The organism is Telluria sp. RB2R28, from assembly GCF_059685835.1.
Map to the genome: position 1 here is coordinate 1,625,177 of NZ_JCASIK010000001.1, position 20,438 is coordinate 1,645,614.

General features: G+C 57.2%; 11 protein-coding genes and 2 pseudogenes. 5 read left to right on the top strand and 8 right to left on the bottom strand.

Annotated elements, in window-relative coordinates; translation table 11 throughout:
• Positions 1–50: 50 nt before the first annotated feature.
• The gene (locus tag AC56LV_RS07070) at positions 51–1,568 is read right to left on the bottom strand and encodes a family 43 glycosylhydrolase (RefSeq protein ID WP_499556667.1); all 1,518 of its coding nucleotides are present in this window, start codon (positions 1,566–1,568) and stop codon (positions 51–53) included.
• 186 nt (positions 1,569–1,754) lie between these two features.
• Between AC56LV_RS07070 and AC56LV_RS07075 the strand changes: the two genes are divergently transcribed.
• Together AC56LV_RS07075 and AC56LV_RS07080 are read left to right on the top strand one after the other, a co-directional pair.
• Positions 1,755–2,741, top strand: a complete 987-nt coding sequence (locus AC56LV_RS07075) for a family 43 glycosylhydrolase (protein ID WP_499556668.1) — start codon at positions 1,755–1,757, stop codon at positions 2,739–2,741.
• Positions 2,738–3,817: a glycoside hydrolase family 43 protein gene (locus AC56LV_RS07080; RefSeq protein WP_499556669.1), complete on the top strand. Its 1,080-nt coding sequence runs from the start codon at positions 2,738–2,740 to the stop codon at positions 3,815–3,817. Before AC56LV_RS07075 ends, AC56LV_RS07080 begins: the two co-directional genes overlap by 4 nt.
• 210 nt (positions 3,818–4,027) lie before the next feature.
• On the opposite strand, the gene AC56LV_RS07085 is transcribed toward AC56LV_RS07080, so the two are convergent.
• Both AC56LV_RS07085 and AC56LV_RS07090 read right to left on the bottom strand, forming a co-directional pair.
• On the bottom strand, positions 4,028–4,411 hold the full coding sequence (locus AC56LV_RS07085; protein WP_499556670.1) for an Imm10 family immunity protein: 384 nt from the start codon (positions 4,409–4,411) through the stop codon (positions 4,028–4,030).
• An 854-nt stretch (positions 4,412–5,265) separates the two neighbouring features.
• Entirely contained in the window at positions 5,266–5,580 is a 315-nt protein-coding gene (locus tag AC56LV_RS07090) for a hypothetical protein (RefSeq protein ID WP_499556671.1), read from the bottom strand.
• Between the two features lie 123 nt (positions 5,581–5,703).
• On the opposite strand from AC56LV_RS07090, the pseudogene AC56LV_RS07095 reads away from it, so the two are divergent.
• Positions 5,704–7,131 (top strand): annotated as a pseudogene (locus AC56LV_RS07095) (IS1182 family transposase); the annotation flags it as partial.
• A gap of 453 nt (positions 7,132–7,584) precedes the next feature.
• Positions 7,585–8,672, top strand: a protein-coding gene (locus AC56LV_RS07100; RefSeq protein WP_499556672.1) for an IS3 family transposase whose coding sequence is annotated in 2 segments (ribosomal slippage) — positions 7,585–7,837 and positions 7,837–8,672 — 1,089 coding nt in all. Because the reading frame shifts where the segments join, the coding sequence is not laid out codon by codon here.
• A 753-nt stretch (positions 8,673–9,425) separates the two neighbouring features.
• On the opposite strand, the gene AC56LV_RS07105 is transcribed toward AC56LV_RS07100, so the two are convergent.
• From AC56LV_RS07105 to AC56LV_RS07120, 4 genes are all read right to left on the bottom strand, one after another.
• Positions 9,426–12,779, bottom strand: a complete 3,354-nt coding sequence (locus tag AC56LV_RS07105) for a tetratricopeptide repeat protein (RefSeq protein WP_499556673.1) — start codon at positions 12,777–12,779, stop codon at positions 9,426–9,428.
• A 12-nt stretch (positions 12,780–12,791) separates the two neighbouring features.
• Entirely contained in the window at positions 12,792–16,475 is a 3,684-nt protein-coding gene (locus AC56LV_RS07110) for a hypothetical protein (RefSeq protein ID WP_499556674.1), read from the bottom strand.
• Positions 16,476–16,489: 14 nt separating this feature from the next.
• Positions 16,490–16,822 carry an OmpA family protein gene (locus AC56LV_RS07115; RefSeq protein WP_499556675.1) on the bottom strand — a complete coding sequence of 111 codons (333 nt, stop codon included), beginning with the start codon at positions 16,820–16,822 and terminating at the stop codon, positions 16,490–16,492.
• 153 nt (positions 16,823–16,975) lie between these two features.
• Complete coding sequence (locus AC56LV_RS07120) at positions 16,976–17,587, bottom strand: hypothetical protein (protein ID WP_499556676.1); 612 nt, start codon at positions 17,585–17,587, stop codon at positions 16,976–16,978.
• A gap of 949 nt (positions 17,588–18,536) precedes the next feature.
• On the opposite strand from AC56LV_RS07120, the pseudogene AC56LV_RS07125 reads away from it, so the two are divergent.
• Positions 18,537–19,624: pseudogene (locus AC56LV_RS07125) on the top strand (IS3 family transposase).
• Between the two features lie 46 nt (positions 19,625–19,670).
• Here the strand turns inward: AC56LV_RS07125 and AC56LV_RS07130 are convergent.
• Positions 19,671–20,300: a hypothetical protein gene (locus AC56LV_RS07130; protein ID WP_499556677.1), complete on the bottom strand. Its 630-nt coding sequence runs from the start codon at positions 20,298–20,300 to the stop codon at positions 19,671–19,673.
• Positions 20,301–20,438 lie beyond the last annotated feature (138 nt).

Consider the following 20,438-nt stretch of genomic DNA (forward strand, 5'->3'; position numbering starts at 1 on the left):
CACTCACGGTTTTGAGATTTTCTACCGCGTCGCATGGACGCGGGGCGTGCTCAGTCGCGCACCAGGCTCACATCGTCCAGGCTGAGCCATTCGCCTTCCTTGCCTTCCGAGTAGACGCCAATCTGGACGCTGCCGGTCGCGACCCGGATGCCCGGCAGCGTGACTTCGGTCCACTGCGCCAGCTGGTCCGGCAGCGCCAGCGCAATCGTAGCACCGCCATGGCCGGCCACGTACAGGCGCGCGACGCGCTGGCCGCCACTGCTCCTGATCCACGCTTTCAGGGTGTAGCTGCCATCGGGCAGCGTCACGTTCTGGATCGCGCTGCCCATCGTCTGCCCCGGATGGCGCAGCGTCAAGGCCCACTTGCTGGCGCGGCCGCCCGCGGTGTTCATGAACGGCGCGTCGCCCTTCAGGCTCGTCCAGCTGCTGACCCACCCGGCCACGCTCGTCTGGCGCACCCGGTCCGCCTCGAAGCCGGGGTTACGCACATAGTTGTTGCCCTTGCCGACCGCCCACGTGCCCTTGGGCGCGTCGAGCACAAATTCGCTGAGCGAATTGAACCTCGGGGCCACGCCGTCGAAGGACAGCGGCGCCCAGACGTTGTAGCCGTGGCCATTGCCGGCAAAATTGCTCCAGCGGTCGCCCGCATACAGCACCGTGGTACCGGCGCTGCCGTGCACCGGGATGAAGAAACCGTTCTGCGACACGTGCGAGAAGTCCGCTTCGGTGCCCTCGATGATCTTCTCCGGCGTGTACGGCCCGGTGATGTTCGGCGACGTCATGTAGAAGCTGCGCGACGCATTCCAGCCATGCAGGTCGGATGAGCAGAAGTAGTACAGGCCCTTGTACTTGAACATCGCATTGCCTTCGCGCCCGCCAGCCGGCGCGCTGTAGATGTGCGTCGCGGGTTCGACCGCCAGGTAGTCGCTCGTGCGCAGCGCCGCCACGTACAGCTGGCGGCGGTCGCCGTTATTGCTGAAGATGAGGTACGGTTTGCCGTCGTCATCGATGAAGACGGTCTGGTCGCCCGAGGTCGGCGTGGCGACGTTATCGATGCGCGCCTGCAGCCGCTCGAAGACGAACGGACCGGCCGGACTGTCGCTCGTGGCAAACAGCACACCGCCGCCCGTGCCCTTGCTGCTGTACTGGGTGATCAGCACATACTTGCGGGTCTGTTTGTTGTACACCACGCCCATGCGGCCGAGCCAGGCATTCGGGTCGAATTGCTGGCCCAGGCCCGCCGGCGTCAGCACGTCGCCCTCGAACGTCCAGTTCACCAGATCGGTCGACGAATACGCCGTGACCGCGCTGAAGTGCGGCTGGTCGGTCGTCGGTCCCGGCGCGCGCGCATAGGTGACCGCCTCGGCATACTTCACGCCATACCAGTAATACCTGGCGCCGATCCTGAGGATGCCGCCACCCTGCGAGTAGATCGGTGTGCCGGCGGTGTCCTTCCAGAACACGCCATTGCGGATCGTCGTGTCGGCCCCTGCGGCGTGGAGCGAACTGCCTGCGGCAACAAGGGCCAAGGCCAGGCAGGCAAGCGGACGGCGGAACGATTGGGTCATCGACATCTCCAGTAGGGACAGGCGGCGCGGCGCGGCTGTGCCTGGCCCGGCAGTATAAAGCGGGGGACGGCGTGCGAACGGGGGGCGCCGAATCAATCAAGATGCTGAGCACTCGCCGCCGGCACGGAATGCAGCCGGCGACATCGCCCATAATGGGATTTCCGTCCCTGCAGAGTCCATCCGCGCATGCATCGTTCCCTCCTGTCGACCATCGCCGTGGCAGTGGCCACCGCCCTGGGGTTCTCCCACGCGCAGGCGCAGGCGCCGGCGCCTGCCCTTGACGGCTTTACTGCCGATCCGGCGATCCGGATCTTCGGCGACACCTACTACCTCTACCCCACCTCGGACAAGCCGAACTGGATGACCACCGACTTCTCGGTGTGGTCATCGAAGGATCTGCTCACGTGGAAGAAAGAGCGCATGATTCTCGACGTCAGCCGTGGCCTGGCATGGGCCAATATCAAAGCCTGGGCGCCGGACGCCATAGAACGCAATGGCACCTACTACTTCTACTTCAGCGCCGACCAGAAGATTGGCGTCGCGACCGCCACCTCCCCCATTGGCCCATTTGTCGATGCACTCGGCAAGCCGCTGCTGGTGCGCGACGCCACGATGACCACGAACACCATCGATCCCTACCCGTTCATCGACGACGATGGCCAGGCCTACATCTACTGGGGCAACGGCGACGAAGCCAACGTCCGCAAACTGAAACCGGACATGGTCACGCTCGACGGAGCCGTGCACCGCATCCCGATGAAGGACTTCCGCGAAGGCGTGGTCGTGTTCAAGCGCCAGGGCACCTACTACTTCATGTGGTCGATCGACGATGCGCGCAGCCCGAACTACCGGGTGGGCTGGGGCACGGCCGATTCACCCCTGGGTCCAGTGCGGGCGGCGCAGACCAACTTCATCGTCCTGCAGAAAAACGGACCGGCGGTCGGCACCGCCCACCACAGCGTCGTGAACGTCCCAGGCACGGACCGCTGGTACGTCGCCTACCATCGCCATGCCATCCCGGACGGCAATGGCTACCGGCGCCAGACGGTGCTGGCGAAGATGACGTTCGACGCGCAAGGGAACATCCTGCCGATGGACCCGATGCAGCCGGCCTTCCAGCCGGGCGACATGGGTGAACCCATCGTCGGCGGCAAAGGCGTGCCGAAGCCATGATGACGATGCTCCCGAGCGCCGCCAGGATCGCGCTGTGCGCCCTGTTCAGCGCCAGCGTTGCCTTGCTGTCCGCCTGCAGCGCGCCTGGTACCGTTGCAGCCCCGCGCGCCACGGCCGCGGCGCAGCCCAACTACCTGCTGGTGCACTTCACCAGCGAGACCGTCGATGGCGAGCAGCTCTACTTCGCCACAAGCCAGGACGGCTACCACTGGACCGACCTGAATGGATCGAAGCCCGTGCTGCGCAGCACCCTCGGCGACGGCGGCGTGCGCGACCCGGCAATCGCCCGCTCGCCGGACGGCGACAGGTTCTGGATCCTGGCCACCGACCTGCGTATCGCAAACGACAAAGGCTGGCCCGCCGCCATGAACCGTGGCAGCACGAAGCTGGTGATCTGGGAATCGGCCGACCTGGTCACCTGGTCGGCGCCGCGTCTGGTGGACGTCGCCGGCGCCATTCCCGATGCCGGCTGCGCCTGGGCGCCGGAAGCCATCTACGATGAGGCCAGCGGCGACTACCTCGTCTACTGGGCGACCATCTCGCCGGCCGGCGGCGTCACCAAGCCACGCATCTACTCCTCCCGCACGCGCGACTTCGTCAGCTTCACCCCGGCAGCGCTCTATATCGACCGGCCCGGCACGACGGGGCTGATCGACACCCAGATCGTCAAGGTCGACGATCCCAAGGCGCGCTACCGCTACGTGCGCGCCTCGGGCGACGGCCAGCTGACGCTCGAAGGCGCAACGACGCTGATGGGCAAGTGGGACACCCTGGGCGACTTGCAACCGCTGGGCCTGACCGGCAAGGATGTCGAAGGACCGATTCTCTTCAAGATTGCGCAGACGGGCGAATGGGGGATGTGGGTCGACCAGTATGCCCGCAAGGGTGGCTACCTGGCCCTGGTCAGCGACGACCTGTCACGGCCCGAACGCTTTCGCCGCGTCGACGCCGGGAACGTCGATTATGGGCAGAGCAAGAAGCGCCACGGGTCCATCCTCAATATCACGACCGACGAATACCGGCGCCTGCAGGCCCGGTGGCCGGTCGGCTCGACCAGCGGCGCGAGTCCGCGGTAACGTGATGCCAGCGCCATGCGGCTGTTCTGCGGCCTATTGGCTTAGGCGGGTGCAGGCGCAGGGGGTGGTCGAACGCAACGCATCCCACAACGTCCTTCATGAGGCAAGATGATTTTGGCAGGTGGCCGCGCAAATAATGTTTGCCACAACCTGTCAGCCGTTTGCGTTGCCCGACAATGTGCTTTCGACCCGCAGCAGACGGTCGTATCCTCACTGGAACAGGACATCATATTCGCCTCGTGACAATTCGGCGAAGCGGGCGAGTCCTTGGTCGATTGTCGGACTCCAGGGCACGGGAACAATGACTATTCGCTCTACTTTCAGCCGTCGCTTGCCTTCCGTATTCAGATCGATTTCGATGCGATCACCATTCCGCATTATTGACTCTACCCCGTGGTGGCACCCGAACGCTTGATCATCTGGTTCGATGTAAAGACCGTCCAGCCGAGGACGTCTGTCTTGCTCGTCCGTTTGCAAAGGAAACTGAAGCATCAGGTATTGAGAAGACTGCCCTTCTTCAGCGCAGAATGCGAGAACCGCCACGGCGTCGTCTTCCTCGAATGACACGATGTTTGCCACAAGTGCGTCGTTCATCTGTTTGGCTCTTTCGTAATTCATCGGAAAATCTACTCTTGGCCGGTTCCTGCCTGTCACAACCGGCTGGTTCCAACCCACAGCCGTCATTCCTTAAGACGCGAAGAACGAGTATGCGACGTAGAGGACCAAGGCACCCAGAAACACTGCGCCGGACCATCTGAACGCTTTGCGTACTGCTGGATAGCGTTTTTCCGCTATGGGACTAACGATGTTAACAAACAAATCTAGAAGCATATTTTTCCTTAAAGACACCGCGAAAAGCAAAAAATCTCAGTGGATCAACAAGTCCGCCTCTGGCTGAAAACCGCCTGTCAACACTTGCTGGTTTCGACCCGAAGCGGACCGCGAAGAACGAAAGCGGTCTAAGACTTAAACGTCTTCTTTAGTAAGAATTTTAGAAAAATACCAGCTACGATGCCAAACGGCCAGCACACTATCAGTAATCCTTCCCAATGCGTCCAGGCCTTAAAAAATTCGTACGAATGAGGTTTGCCTGTTTTACCGCAATACTGCGCGCCTTTGCATAACTTGTACGGCGCGTCTGGGTACATCATTAATCCGTATAGAAGCACAGCAACACAACACCCTACAACACAAAACAACAACACTTGTGTCTTGACATGTCTTCCAGAGTAAGGCTGATTACGGGGTGGTGTGATCGACATTTAAGTAAGTGAAAGTGTCTGTCTCAGACCAAGTTAACCGGTTAGCCCAGCACAGCAGTCTGCCGGGTTGAAATCTAACGAAACCTTAACAAGCAGGAATCGACCCTAAGTGAGCATATCAGGTGCCCAAGGCAGGAAAGTCGCAGGCTGTAACGGTGGGCAGCAACCGCCCCAAAGCGGACGGCATCACACAAGCTCAATTTCGTGGCGCACGACGGTGAAGGTCGTCTTCCCAGTTGTTGATTTAATACCCCATGGATCGGTGGTGCTGACGCGAACCAATTGCCGCCCTCGCTCATCGATCCATTCGTCTTCAACGACGCAAGCGATGTGACCTGGCTGAGGAAAAGCGCTGTCGAGCGAAAGATTTGCAGTGCTTAAGACAGGCGCTTTTTCAACGAAACGATGCGAGCAGTCTTGGGAGTCAATCAAAACGCACTCCACAAAACCGGGGAAGTCGTCGTTAACGAATCGCTCAATAGTCACTGGAAGTACGTTCATTACGTCCCTTTAATTCCGTTACGCGTGTCCGCTTTCGGCCCAGGCTGTGTAAAAACGTAGCGTCGTGTAAACGGACGTCGTCCGGTAAACGTTAAGCCAGTATCTCATCAAGACGGATGCAAAATGAAGCGCTTTATTGAAGGCGAGGATCGTGGCCAAGGCACGCTGTTGCCCGAACTCTTGGACGACTACGTCGCCGAAGATAATCCAGTGCGAGTGGTCGATGTATTCGTGGACGAACTCGACCTTGCCCTCCTGGGCTTCACGCGGGTGCAACCAGCAAAGACGGGCCGGCCGGCTTACCATCCCACCGTTCTTCTCAAGCTTTACATTTATGGCTATCTCAACCGCATCCAATCGAGCCGTCGGCTCGAGCGCGAAGCGCAGCGCAATGTCGAGCTGATGTGGTTGACACAACGCTTGGCGCCGGACTTCAAAACGATCGCGAACTTCCGCAAAGATAATGGCAAAGCGATTCGTAATGTGTGCCGGCAGTTTGTTGTGCTGTGCCAGCAACTGGACCTGTTCTCGGACGCGGTTGTGGCAATCGACGGCAGCAAGTTCAAAGCAGTCAACAGCAGTGATCGGAACTTTACGCAGGCCAAGCTCAAGCGTCGGATGGAAGAAATCGAGGCCAATATCGGCCGCTATTTGGCAGAGCTGGACACGGCTGACAGACAAGAGCCGGCGGTAAAGCAAGCGCGCAACGCCCGACTGAACGACAAGATAGCAGCGATGAAATTGCAGATGGCAGCGCTCAAAGAAATTGAAGCGAAGCTGGAGACGACTGGCGAAACGCAGATCTCGCTGACCGACCCAGATGCCCGTTCTATGATGACGCGCGGCTCAGGCATCGTCGGCTACAACGTGCAAACCGCAGTCGATGCCAAGCACCATTTGATCGTCGAACACGAGGTAACCAATATCGGCAACGACCGCGATCAGCTGTCGCGAATGGCTAAGAAGGCTCGCACCGCAATCAGGACAGAGTCGCTGACCGCAATCGCTGATCGCGGCTACTTCAAGGGCGAGGAAATTTTGGCGTGCAAGCAAGCCGGCATTGCCGTACTGGTGCCGGCTACCAGGACATCGAACGCCAAGGCCGACGGCAGATTCGACAAGGCAGACTTCGTCTATGACCGGCAGAAGAACGAGTACCGTTGTCCGGCGGGTTAGGCACTGATCTGGCGTTTTGCCGGGGTTAAAAAAGGCATGACGCTCAACCGTTATTGGAGCTCGAATTGCAAGACTTGCCCGCTCAAAGACAGGTGCACGCCTAGCCAGCAGCGCCGGGTGACGCGCTGGGAGCACCAGGATGTGCTCGACGACATGCAGGAGCAGCTTGAACGGAGCCCGGATGCCATGCGGATCCGGCGTTGCTCAGTCGAGCATCCATTCGGGACCATCAAGTCCTGGATGGGGGCAACGCACTTCATGACAAAAGGACTGGAACGAGTGAAGACCGAAATGAGCTTGCACGTGCTCGCCTATAACTTCAAACGCTTGATGTCCCTGTTTGGGGTCGCTGGCATGATGGAAGCAATTAAGGCGTACGCCTTTTTATTGGACCTGCAGTGCGTGTTTGGAGCGAGTGCCGTGCTTATCAGGTCAGTATCCCCAAAAAACCGGCACTGCTCCCTGATTACCCTAAAGCGCCGCACCATACGCATCGGCGGGTACAGTTCCACTGCCAAAGCCTGCTTCTAAGTTATTACACAGCCTGGGCCGAACTAGGCCGTCTACGTCAGCTTAGCCGGTTGCCTGGCTTGAAAAAGCACGGACCGTCACGACAGGCCGGTACCGACCCATAGCGGACCTCGCCGACAAGCTCATACGCGGGTCCGCCAACGCTTCACTGCGTTGCGTACGCTTACCGAAACAGCCAGCCAGAACACGAAAGTCAGCAAGAAATCCGCTTTTCTTATATGGTCGTCGGGTAATCCCCCCACAAAAAGAGCGCGATCAGAAGTAGAATTTTTTTACTTGAGACACAGAAGGCTCTACATGAAGACCTCCCGCTTTACCGACAGCCAGATCATCGCCATCCTCAAGCAAGCCGAGGCCGGCAGCCCAGTACCGGAGCTGTGCCGCGAGCACGGCATCAGCAACGCCACGTTCTACAAGTGGCGCTCCAAGTTCGGCGGCATGGACGCCTCGTTGATGGCACGGATGAAGGAGCTGGAAGAGGAAAACCGGCGCCTCAAGAAAATGTACGTCGAAGAGCGCCTCAAGGCCGAGATCGTCGCGGAGGCACTCACAAAAAAATGGTAGCGCCATCTCAGCGGCGGGAGATGGCGCAATGGGCCGTGACAGAGCGGTCAGCCACGATCAAGCTGGCATGCCATGCGTTTGGCATCAGCCAGACCTGCTACCGGTACAAAGCGAAGTTGGACGCAGAGAACGTCCTCATCGCGGACTGGCTGGTGCGACTGACGAACAACCAGCGCAACTGGGGCTTTGGGCCGTGCTTTCTGTACCTGCGCAACGTCAAGGGCTTCAAATGGAACCACAAGCGCGTCTACAGGATTTACCGCGAACTCGAGCTGAACCTGCGGATCAAGCCGCGCCATCGCCTGGTGCGCGAGAAGCCGCTACCGCTGGCGGTACCGACCACCGTTAATCAGAGCTTGTCGATGGACTTCATGCATGACCAGCTTGCCGATGGGCGCAGCATCCGTCTGTTCAATGTAATCGATGACTTCAACCGCGAGGGCTTGGGGATCGAAGTCGACTTCTCGCTGCCGCCCGAGTGCGTGATACGTTCACTCGACCGGATCATCGAATGGCGCGGCAAGCCCGAAGCCATCCGATGCGACAACGGCCCTGAATACATCAGCGCGGTGACCCTGGCGTATGCTTCAAAGCGCGGCATCCGCATCGAATTCATTCAGCCCGGCCAGCCGCAGCAGAACGCTTACGTCGAGCGTTACAACAGGACGGTTCGCTACGATTGGCTCGCTCATCACCTGTTCGAGACGCTCGACGAAATCCAGGAATTTGCCACCAACTGGTTGTGGACCTTCAATCACGACCGGCCCAACACGGCGCTCGGCGGTATTACGCCAAAACAGAAATTGGCACCGGCCGCTTAACCTCTACTTTTAGCGTGCTCTAAAAAGGGGGGGGATTACCGAGCTTTCTGTGTCTTAAGTAAAAAATTCTACTTCTGATCGCGCTCTTTTTGTGGGGGGATTACCGGCGTACACATCTGTGCACTCGATCGCTTTCACATGCATGCATTGTCACACCTGCATATGCCTAGCGAACAAGGCGTGCTCACTCTGATCGAGTGCATCGAGCAGCTGCTTACTGACCCCTCGCACACGCTCGGCGCCGAATGGGCACGTACTGCCTACGATCTGCACCACAATCCCGTCCTGATGCAGTGGGCGAGATACGCGTAGCGCTCAAGGCACGAAGAGCGTCTAGCTAGTCTTTCTAGGTAGCTCGACGACGTGAAGAGAGCGCAAGCGGACGGACCACCTAGTAAATTATTCGTCGCTCATATGTATACGCGGTCGACATGAAAGTTGAAGCCATCCATGAATTAGCGCGGCGCGCGGTCACAATCGCGCAAGCCGCTCGCCCGATTCCACGCCATTGTCCAACTCACGTCGCGATCTCGCCGCAGCTTGTGCAAGCGGTCCGTGAACATCGTCCAATTGGCTACAGATTTATTAAACCTTTTCGCATCCCGCCTGAGCGCCCTGAACGGCTTGGATCGCCTCCTAGTAATGGTAATGCAGAGAGCGTAAAACTTTCTTGAAAGGAAGGAAGCGAAACGATCGACTGGTGACAAATCAAACCCATGGCAACCTTGCGATGTTCGACCAGCTTCTAGGCTATCAACTCTTTTTACAGCTTGCAGGGAATTTCTCCGATGCAGTGTTCTGCGCACCAGCTCGCGTGATCGTCGTTACCCCATTCATGCCAACGTACGCTATCGACGGCGATATGAGGACATTGGACCCTCCGCTGACGACGCTGGGCAATGGCTTGTTGTTTGCGGGGCCGAGGATGGCAATGAGATTACATCCATCTGCTGGGATCGCAGCAATGCCAAGCGCGGCGTCGACGAAACCTGGCGTAGGTTGGCCAATGCCACGTTGTTTTGAGACGTGACGTACAGCAGCAAATGCGTGCGGCGTCAGCTCCGATTCCGATTGTGGCCATTTTGCATAAGGAACCGTCACGATGGTCCCATTGCCTTGTTCGTCAAGGAGCCTCGCAATGAAATGCGTCGTAGACGAAAATGCCTTGGCATGGATTTTGGTGTCAGCAGGCGCCGAAAACACTTTGATGGGGCTTCCTGTTTCATTTTTCAGGTAGAAGTCACCGTCGCTGCGGGTCAACACGACGATACCATCGGCAGCGCGCGCAATCGCCAATGCATCGGCGGGAATTTGAACGGCAAGCTCTTCAAAGACATTCTTTTGTGGGTTGAAAAACAGCGGCTTCGCAGCCGGATCGGTGTTATCGACCACTACGAGGCTATGTTGCAAAAGCGTGTGGTCACGCTCGTAGAGTGGTAAATGACGATACTTCTTCCCAACGCTCGACAGCTTAACGACGGATGAGGATTTTGACGCCGTGTCGACAATGGTTACTTCGGTAATGGCGTCGTCGGGTTCATTAATCCATACGCTCTTCGCGCCTGCAGCAAATACCGGTCTTGCACCGCGCTTACCGACTTCCGTATCGGTCCCAGCAGATCGCCAAGCGCCGCTTCGATCGCGCACGACGATCTCGGTCGCACTCAACGCGACGGCGTGCCCGGCAAAATATTGCTCGGAGCGACTGAGTTCTTTCTCGAGTCCCAGAAGCGAGAGTCGCGCTGGGATCGTGGGAACGGTCAATTGGGATGTAACGATGGATGGACTATTCAACTGTGCAGCGGGCCGTGTCGAAACAGTCGTCAAATGGGCGTTTTTCCAGTCAGTTGCGGCAGGCACCAGCAGTTCATCGAACTTTGCCCACGATGCGTATTCTCGATGCCGAATGGTGGCGAAGCTGTCGTCATTGGCGCGCACTGCGTAGACTACCCGCTCTTCACCGGGAATGATTCCCGGCGCGACCAAGTGCGTCAGCACGTTTGCGTCGCCATGTGCTTCACAGCTCAACTTGCTTTCAGCAACCATACACAAGTGAGATGGCGTCAACACGACGATATGTCCCTTAGGGCCGACAGCTAGCCTGACTCCCATGGCGTCGGCATTGACCGACGGGAGGGCAATCGCCGAGGACGGCTTGTCAGGCGACGAGCCAAGAATGACTAATTCAGGCGTACCCGTGACCCGGAGAGCAGCGATCTGCTGAGCGTTGGAATCGCTGGCTAATACCGATACCCCTTTCATGAGCTCGGGATCGTTTCCCTGCGTCAGCTGCTCATCATTGCCATTCTTAACGACATGGATCTTGCCATCGTCAGTGATCGACAGGTAGCCATCATTGATCGGTACGGCCAGCACTGCTTTGAACATCACGGAGCTGCCGTCACGCACGAGCCAGTGGTTTACGTCGCCCGCGCCAGTTTGACGAAATACAGCGCCGCCGCCCTGCGGTCGTCCCGCCACCATCGCCGCATTAGCGGGGATTGGCGTTGGATTGCTCGTTTCCATGTACCCGCTTTTCGAAGACCAGACGAGGTTATTGGTCGTCGGTCCTGCCGCGCGCCCAATGGCAAACTGATCTGTGACCGCGACGGCATCTTTCAGCCGGGGTGACAAGACGCTCAATTCGGCCACCAAGCGCGCCTCGGCACGATTACTTGGAAAGACCAGTTGCGTTTCCGCGACCAGACGCGACCCGGATGTCGGTCCCGCGCCCACGAGATACCCGCGCGTGGTTTCAGGTAACAGCCTTAACACTGCATCCAACTTGGCGATAGCGTGATCGAGACTAGCGGGATCGCGTAAGATCTGTCCTGCCATGGCGGCGGACTCCGCTTGGGCTACGTGCATCTTGTCGACTTCTTGCATGCTGCGCACACCGAAGTCCACTTGTCTTCCTCGAAGTTCGTCCAGGGTCGCGATCGACGAATCGAGTATCGAGACCGCAGCACGGATATCATTGCCCTCTACCTTCGCCCTCTGCAAGATCATCAGGTTTGCTGCATTTCCCAACTGCTCAGCGTAATTCATGAATACGGCCGCCGATATTACTGCTTTGCTTTTTTCGTCCTGATAGGCGTCGCGCAGTTTCGGTAACGAAGTGTCGAGCTTCAATCGCGCTCTCACCAGGTCGCCACTTTCGATCAAGTTGCCCACGAGCCTAGCAGCCGCCATGCCGTTGTCGGGATCGAGTTCGAGGGCCTTTTCGAAAAGTGATTGCCGATCTTTGGCAAAGCCGGCGCCAGCATAATTTTTCAAGGCATGATTCATCACCGCACCGGACAATTCTTTCGCACGCTCTGGATTGCGTACGATTTTTCCACCTTTGATGTCCGAATATAACCATAGATCGACGAGATTTTCGACCGCCGCGGCACTGATCGGTTGGGGGCCAGTGAGCATGTCTTTGACAGCCTTGAAACGAACACGGCTATCCACTTCGACCACCCGGACAGTGAAATTACCAGCGCTGCAACTCCCCACAGAAAGTTCGGCACACTGATTTGCTGGCTTTACCCTGTTTCCTTGGAAGACGGTTGCAGTGACAGCATCCATCGTAAATCGGCGCTGCATGTCCGCAATGGATTGCGAGTTGGGAGCGCGCAAATCGATCTCTATCGAATCGGGCGATACCAGCAAAAACGGTGTATTGGCATATTCTGGTATCACCAACCCCGGTTGCACGGCCGGTACGACACCGATATCTGCCGCACCGGGCGGTGTCTGGCTGGCGTCGTGCAACTCGAGCAGCAAGGGGATTACTTCAGGGCCGCCAGCCACCTCCTCCACGACCTCCAGTTTCTTTTCTTTTCTTGTACAAACGTTCCCGATGCCGAATGATATGCGTTTGGTGCAGCGTTCGACATAGTCGGCGCGCCGCAGTGGAAACACTGGGCCGCGTACCGATAAGGTGACCTTTTCACCAGGGTAAAAGCGCGCGCCTGTAAAAAGAGGTTTGATGGTGTTGGAATCGACTGGCACTAGCGCCGTAATGGCGGCGCCCTCTGCCTGAGCATGCACCAAGGGCATGTGGGCTAGGCCGGTAATGAGTGACAGCAGGCCGAGAAAAAGCGTTTTTATCGTCTTCATAGGGGGTCCCGTTCAATTCTTGACCTGGATGAGCTCGAGCTCAGGGTTTTTACATCCGGCGTCACTCAAGATTTTTTCCGCTTGGCTTCGATACAGCGGAATCTGTGTCTTGACTTTCAGTCTTGCTGCTTCCCGATGAACAGACGATACGGTTTCGTCATTCCCCCCATGCTTTTTGTTGATTTGATCCGCCAAGACCACGGTCTTGTTTTCCACCATCTCGTCGACGATCTCTTGCACGCTTCGGCAGCTTCGAATCAGACGAACATCCTTGGCTTGCAACGGCGTTTTTGAGGAATACGAGACCGCTGCGCGCGCCTTGCTCAGTTCTGGGAATGCGGCGTTCTGTACGCGGCTGACCATGCCAATCCTGTCCGCCGACATTGAGATGGCTTGCGCTGGAAGCGAATACGTGATGTTCCTCTCATCGACCGTCTTTGTCGAAACCTTTCGCTTGGGCATCTCGAACTGATACTGATAAGGCTTGTACATCTCGGATTCATTACTCTTTACATACTGTTCTTCGTTCAGCACATTAGCGGTGTCCACGTATTGATACGCGATCCTCAAACGCAGATCTGAAAGCTGTTTGCCGGTAGCATTTGCCGGAATGGTCACCTGCAGCTCAGTGAACAGGGCTTGCCCTTCCAGCTCTCCACGTTTTGGCGCCGCGCCGGCCCACCGCGTCTTCAAACTCGTCATAGGAAAATTCTTCTTTGGCGACTCGCCAGGCGGCGTGACGTGGGAAAGCAGCACTTCGCGATCGAACACGCCCTTGCCACGGAAGATGTATCCCGTCCCTGAATGCGCAATTCTGATGCTTGGCAGGTCGACGAAACCGTCGCCTTCATGCCCTTGGCAAGCTGCCTTAGAGGCTGTGCCCGCAGGCTTGGTCGGTGCGGCGCGCAAATCGACGATGCGATGGGCCCGTTCCGTGGATGTATCGCTGACGTCGATATTGAGCGCCACTGGATCCAGGAACACGCTGACCTGAAAGGGTTTGGCACTTTTTGATCGCTGCCAGATCTGCCACTGCTCGCGCTCGCGCTGATCGAGCAGTGCGCACAAGCTCAAGACCTCGGTTTCATTCACTGTCGCGGCTGGCTTAGCGCCGTCGCATCCAACCTCGGCACAAGCATCGGTTGCGAACTGCACCATCGTCTGCCAATGCACGACCAGACGATCGATATCGGTCTTGCTCGACTCATTATCCCGATCGAATTGCTTGAACAGCTGAATTTCTGGGTCGAGCGCCAAGCGAAGGTTTTGCGGATTGTTGCCAAGACGGCGGAAGACCTGATTTCGAGAATCTAATGGGAAATTCCCCCATCGGCTGATCGCAAGATTGAACGCATCAAAATGAGTACGCATCTGTTCAGCTAGGTAAAGGATGAGCGTACGACGCCGGGCTATACGCGCCAATTGGATCGATCGCTGAGTTGCTTCCATTTCAGCGCCGCTGGCCAAGATATCGAAACTCGCGGCGTAGGCACTACGCAACTCCCGGTGTAAGTCCCCTTCCCTTTCGGTGAGCTCCGAGTCGATCGACGCCGCCTCGTGCAGATCACGCACTCTGGCTTCGGACACCAAGTTGGCTTCGAGACGCGATCGGATATCGTCGAGCCAAGAATTGGCCAGATCCATCTCGATCATGCTGTCGGCGAACTTTCTTGCCAATAGCGCGGCTGTGGTCACCCCAGGGAACGCGGCCTGTGCCGCCAGTATCGCGCCCTGTTGTACCTGGTCCGGTTGCTGCGTTGCTGGGCGGTTGGCCCCTGCGATCACCGCACCTGTTTGCGATTGCAACTTCGTCGCAAGCTTTGCCGCCTTTTCCATCTCTTCAGCGCCAAGCATCATGCCGATCCGATTTGCGGCCACTTGCTCGTATGCCCCTGTAAGGTCATCAAGGTCGTTACCGACGATCGCTTTCCACGCCTCTTTCGCATTGCTCGTATCGATCGGACCCTCTGGCGCAATCAAGGTCCGAAGCGCGACTTCGACCTGCGCAGGCGGCATGATGTCGGTGACCGTTTTTCGCAGAGAAGCGCCACTCGATGCGAATGCTTTCATGGCCCGACGAAGTTCCTCCTGGGCCCGGGGTGAAGTGAGGTCGCCAACAGCGAGGCTCTTGTTGATCAAATCCGATACCGGTGCACGCCACGTGACGGTGGCGCCAGCGCCCAACACTCGGATCTCGCCTGCTTCAACCTTGATGTTCGGAATCGCTGTCATGCCTTGCGCCGCGATGTGCTGAGCGATCGAAAGCTCATCGGGCAATTTGAGTTGCGCCTTGAGCGCTGCTTTCGCTTGGTCAGTCAAGCCCGCGACAAATTTTTCTGCGTCGGCGCGCAAATAAGAGTCCGCGACTTTGCCCAGTTCCTGGGTAGAAAGGGAAGCCAAGGGTATGCTCTTGATCCATCCTGCGTAGACCGCGGCCGCATCGTCTTTCATTTCGGCGAAGCGGTAAATGGCGGTGTTATCGATGGCCTCAGCCATGACCTTGGCGAACGCGGGTGAATTGGCAACGTACTCGAACGCGCGCCCTGCAAACTTGTCTTTGATAGACCCTGGCGCAGCCATGATGGTGGCGAGCTCCATGATGGGGGTACTTGCCTTGACGTTAGCCATCCATTTGGCGCGCTGGTCGTTCGGCATCGACTCCCACGCCATTTGGCCCAGTCCCAGCACTCCCTCTATCGTCGGCTGCCGCAAGGTTGCGTAGACGGTCTCTGCTTTACCCTTATACAGTTCGATCTTCTGCTTCCACTCCGCAGCTTCGGCGTACACGTTTGCGACATTTCTAGCGCCTTCCCTGATCGGTCCGAGATGTTCGGTCACCTTGTTGCGGAAGTCGGCATTGCTGGCGAGCTCAGACTGGAGGTAACCCAGCGCGGCGGAATACAGCGCCTTTTCTGGGGCATTGCCTTTTGCCAGGTCGACTACCCACGGAGGCGCACCGGTGGCTGCAGTGAGTCCCTCGACCATAGCGTTGCCCATGCTGGCCTCGGCCGCTTCTAGTCGATTCCGGGCTTCCGCCTCATAAGCTCTGAGCGTTTGCCTTTGCTCCCACAGCGCATCGAGCCTACCCTGCAGCTGCGCAGCGCGTGCTTGCGCAGCGTTGGCACGGGTTGCTGCGTTCTGCTCACTGTATCCGCTGGCCTTTTCCTGCCCTTTATGGATTCTGGCCTGGGAGATCATGTCGATCATCCGGTAATCGGATTCAGTCACGGCCAGGTCGACAGATAAATTATCCTTCTGAAGCGCTACCATCTTTTCGAGCACTTTTTCCATCGCTTTCAATGGAATCGGCGGGATTTCGGGCACGAGATTGCGCACCCCTCCCCAGAAACCAATCCGCTTCTCGAGTAAAAACTTGCGATACTTGATGTCTGCACATAGCAGTCTCTTCTTCGCAAGATTGCGAGGGTCAGCTTCAGTCGTTGGCGCCGGCTCTTTCCCACAATCCAAATTTGCTTGTGCTAAAGCGTAAAGCTCGCCCAGCTCTTTGGCTGTGGCGTCATCGATCGCCCCGGCAGTCAAGAATTGCTCATCAGCGCGAATTTTTCGCAACAGAGCGGCCTGTAACTCGATGTTCTCCCGCAGGCTAGGGTCTACATCGAGCTCTGTATCGAACCCTTGTGCAAACGCGCTACTGGCGACGAACAGACTGAGTGTCAAAGGCAAAAGCTTCATCATCGTGGAGCTCCCATCTACAGACGAGGGATGCCGTAAATCGATATCTCGACTCGGCGGTTAAGGTGCAATGCATTTCTATCGGTCGTGAACGGTTCAGTTGATCCGCGTGATTCGACAGGGCTAAGCGCGCCGTCCGGTACCTGCGCATTTTTGATTGCCGCCGCAACGTTCTGGGCACGTTCCTGCGCCAGTCGTTCATTGTCGGCGGCGATGCCGATACGATCGGCGTGACCGACGATCTTGATCGACAGTGCATCCAACTCACGAGCCACCTCCACCACGCGGCGAATGGTCGCCAATCCGTGTGCAGAGATATCGCTGCTGCCAGCGGCGAAGAAAATGCGCATACGCTCCTTGAATGGAGCAGTTGGCGCACCAGCCCCGTCGCCTTGCGCCGAAGCGCATGACCAAGGCAGAGGCGCGCACAATAGGAACAACATTGCGAGAAAGCGCATACGCATCTGGTTATCTCCGCCTTGTTAATCGGTATGCCGTTGACATCAGCGAATCAAGGTGGGATCCGACGCCGAACACTCCCATAGTTTCATAAAGGGGCCTTGGTCGATTTGAGAAGCACGCGTCTCGCCAACCCACGCCCGGTGAGATGGAAACCCGCTACCAGATACATTGGCCGTGACGACGGGGTTCCCGGCCTTACACGAGATCTCACCATCCACCCTGTGCCAGATGTAGTGGCAACTACGTGCTTTAACGGCTTGAAACGTCGGCTCAGCCGAGTCGTGTGGCCTTCCCTTCATGGCATAGGAATAGCTGACCTTGGCCTGCGATGACATGCCACTCGTCGGTGGGTTCGTCTTGACTTGGTCCTTGACGGCGCCCGTCGCATTCAAGATCAGGATCTCGGTCCCAAACTTGGTCTCAACAGGAGTCAGCGACCACTTGGCCACGCGGTCTCCTTCACAACTTACGGTGGCATTGACCTTGCTGTAGAGCCGATAGTCTTTCGAAGTCGGCGAAGGTGTCTGCGGATTTTCGGAGAAGTTACAGTTGGCGAAGCTGGCCAGCAGCTTTGCCAGCGGACCAGTGCACTGGGCTGGTGCAGAGATATCGATCTTCTGGATGAACGACTTTGCAGTGATTGTCTTCGTCACCTCTGCTGCTGTACTAGCGCCGGCTGTAGCAACCAATACCAAGAGAAGACCAAAGACGCATCGAAACACCGTGGGGGACCGTGCAGACTTCGTTGCTGTTGACATCATCGAACCTCCAGTTAGTGGGGCTTAGGATACTTACAGTTTGAAAGCCACTGAAACGTAAATACAATGATGTTTGGAAAGTTATCAGAACGATAGCGATTAAATCTCTCCAATTGTCACAATTTGAAAGTTTTTTAACCGTATAGCGCTCTTTGCTTATCTGAAGGTTGGTTGGTGTCAGTCTATTCCCAAGGATGATTACCGATCTGAATAGCATCTCTGCAGAACATGGATGGTTTGACTGTCTACGGCCTCTACTTGGCGCTCAGCCTTCGTATTTACCGCGCGTCAACTCCGCTCGCCGCGAGCTGGCTAAGATTGATGCGTCTAAGCTATTTTTTAATGCAATAACAGTGACGAGGAAGACGGGGGAAGCATGAGATGACGGCGAAACACTAGCTTTCCGCAAGGTGCCGTTGATGCAGCACCGTCGTGCCGCGCCGTACACGCGCAGATTCCTCAGCTAGGCCGCCAATCAGTACCGCTGCGCTGACGCCATTCGTGTGTACCGGCTCAATGTGGCTTAATCGCCTCAACGGCGGCAAAGTCCGGGTCTCGGCGCTTCCCACGCCTTCCCTGCTCGCATCTCTGCGTGCCGCGCTCAACACACGATTTGACAACTATACGAACACGGCTTGCGATCCGAGCGGCGCAGCGCCAGACATCAACGTCAAATCTTACGCGTTTGACCAGAACAATGTCGTCAGGTGGATGAATCCACAACGAGGCAATGCGGTCGCGTTGGAGATGACAGAGCGTGGCAAGCTCGAGACCGGGTAATCCCCCCACAAAAAGAGCGCGGTCAGAAGTAGAATTTTTTTACTTAAGACACAGAAAGCTCTACATGAAGACCTCCCGCTTTACCGACAGCCAGATCATCGCCATTCTCAAGCAAGCCGAGGCCGGCAGCCCGGTACCGGAGCTGTGCCGCGAGCACGGCATCAGCAACGCCACGTTCTACAAGTGGCGCTCCAAGTTCGGCGGCATGGACGCCTCGTTGATGGCACGGGTGAAGGAGCTAGAAGAGGAAAACCGGCGCCTCAAGAAAATGTACGTCGAAGAGCGCCTCAAGGCCGAGATCGTCGCGGAGGCACTCACAAAAAAATGGTAGCGCCATCTCAGCGGCGGGAGATGGCGCAATGGGCCGTGACAGAGCGGTCAGCCACGATCAAGCTGGCATGCCATGCGTTTGGCATCAGCCAGACCTGCTACCGGTACAAAGCGAAGTTGGACGCAGAGAACGTCCTCATCGCGGACTGGCTGGTGCGACTGACGAACAACCAGCGCAACTGGGGCTTTGGGCCGTGCTTTCTGTACCTGCGCAACGTCAAGGGCTTCAAATGGAACCACAAGCGCGTCTACAGGATTTACCGCGAACTCGAGCTGAACCTGCGGATCAAGCCGCGCCATCGCCTGGTGCGCTAGAAGCCGCTACCGCTGGCGGTACCGACCACCGTTAATCAGAGCTTGTCGATGGACTTCATGCATGACCAGCTTGCCGATGGGCGCAGCATCCGTCTGTTCAATGTAATCGATGACTTCAACCGCGAGGGCTTGGGGATCGAAGTCGACTTCTCGCTGCCGCCCGAGTGCGTGATACGTTCACTCGACCGGATCATCGAATGGCGCGGCAAGCCCGAAGCCATCCGATGCGACAACGGCCCTGAATACATCAGCGCGGTGACCCTGGCGTGTGCTTCAAAGCGCGGCATCCGCATCGAATTCACTCAGCCCGGCCAGCCGCAGCAGAACGCTTACGTCGAGCGTTACAACAGGACGGTTCGCTACGATTGGCTCGCTCATCACCTGTTCGAGACGCTCGACGAAAACAAGGAATTTGCCACCAACTGGTTGTGGACCTTCAATCACGACCGGCCCAACACGGCGCTCGGCGGTATTACGCTAAAACAGAAATTGGCACTGGCCGCTTAACCTCTACTTTTAGTGTGCTCTAAAAAGGGGGGGTTACCGCTTGATCTCATTGCTTTTTCGGGCGACAGACTTCCTTGTATGCTTCTGCATAGGTCTTGTCGAAGCAATTCTCGAGTCCTTCGACAACGTCGATATTTATGGGCCAACGAATTCTCTTTTTCGAACCACCGTCAAAGTCTGCCTCCATGTAGCCGTCGATGACAGGCGGCGCGCCCACTCCTACTGTCGGTGGGACTGCAGTGAGCCTTTCCCGTGCCCGCTTAAGTGCAGGCCTGTCCCTGCGGAGGAAGGCAATCGTTGCATCGACATACGGATTCCAACCCGTCTTATCGTCTTCAGTGGGCTTGTGAGCATGTTCCATCAAAGCGATCGCTTCGGGATACTGCCCAGCATCAGCCCTAACCTGCGCCTCATGCCAGAACAACAGGCCAGACTCTTTATGATGAGCGTTCCGGTAATCGCGAAGCAGGTCGGCTGCAATCAAGAGGCATCCAGGTGTCGATGCCAGTGCTCGCCATCCTCCTGAAACATCTTGATCAAATTCGTTCTCGCCTAAGGCAAGTAGGCGAGAACGGTCAAATCGACATTTATCTGATGAAATTGCTTCCCCGTCGACTACACCACAAAATGAATTGAAGACACAAAGAAATAATGCAGCTAAAGTTCGGTTTGGCATAGCTAACCTGTTGATATGGGATGATGCATTAAGTTACCAGGTCCTCAATTAGCAATAGGCACCAATCATGAGGCTAACGGCCGCTTTTGCCCGGAAGCGGCCTGTCGAGTATGCCTCAGCCTATAAGCTTTTTGCGGT

Bases quoted from the DNA above. Each gene is read 5' to 3' on its own strand.
- AC56LV_RS07090 (WP_499556671.1), bottom strand. From the start codon at position 5,580: ATGAACGTACTTCCAGTGACTATTGAGCGATTCGTTAACGACGACTTC.
- AC56LV_RS07115 (WP_499556675.1), bottom strand. From the start codon at position 16,822: ATGCGCATTTTCTTCGCCGCTGGCAGCAGCGATATCTCTGCACACGGA.
- AC56LV_RS07110 (WP_499556674.1), bottom strand. From the start codon at position 16,475: ATGATGAAGCTTTTGCCTTTGACACTCAGTCTGTTCGTCGCCAGTAGC.
- AC56LV_RS07075 (WP_499556668.1), top strand. From the start codon at position 1,755: ATGCATCGTTCCCTCCTGTCGACCATCGCCGTGGCAGTGGCCACCGCC.
- AC56LV_RS07080 (WP_499556669.1), top strand. From the start codon at position 2,738: ATGATGACGATGCTCCCGAGCGCCGCCAGGATCGCGCTGTGCGCCCTG.
- AC56LV_RS07130 (WP_499556677.1), bottom strand. From the start codon at position 20,300: ATGCCAAACCGAACTTTAGCTGCATTATTTCTTTGTGTCTTCAATTCA.
- AC56LV_RS07070 (WP_499556667.1), bottom strand. From the start codon at position 1,568: ATGACCCAATCGTTCCGCCGTCCGCTTGCCTGCCTGGCCTTGGCCCTT.
- AC56LV_RS07105 (WP_499556673.1), bottom strand. From the start codon at position 12,779: ATGAAGACGATAAAAACGCTTTTTCTCGGCCTGCTGTCACTCATTACC.
- AC56LV_RS07085 (WP_499556670.1), bottom strand. From the start codon at position 4,411: ATGAACGACGCACTTGTGGCAAACATCGTGTCATTCGAGGAAGACGAC.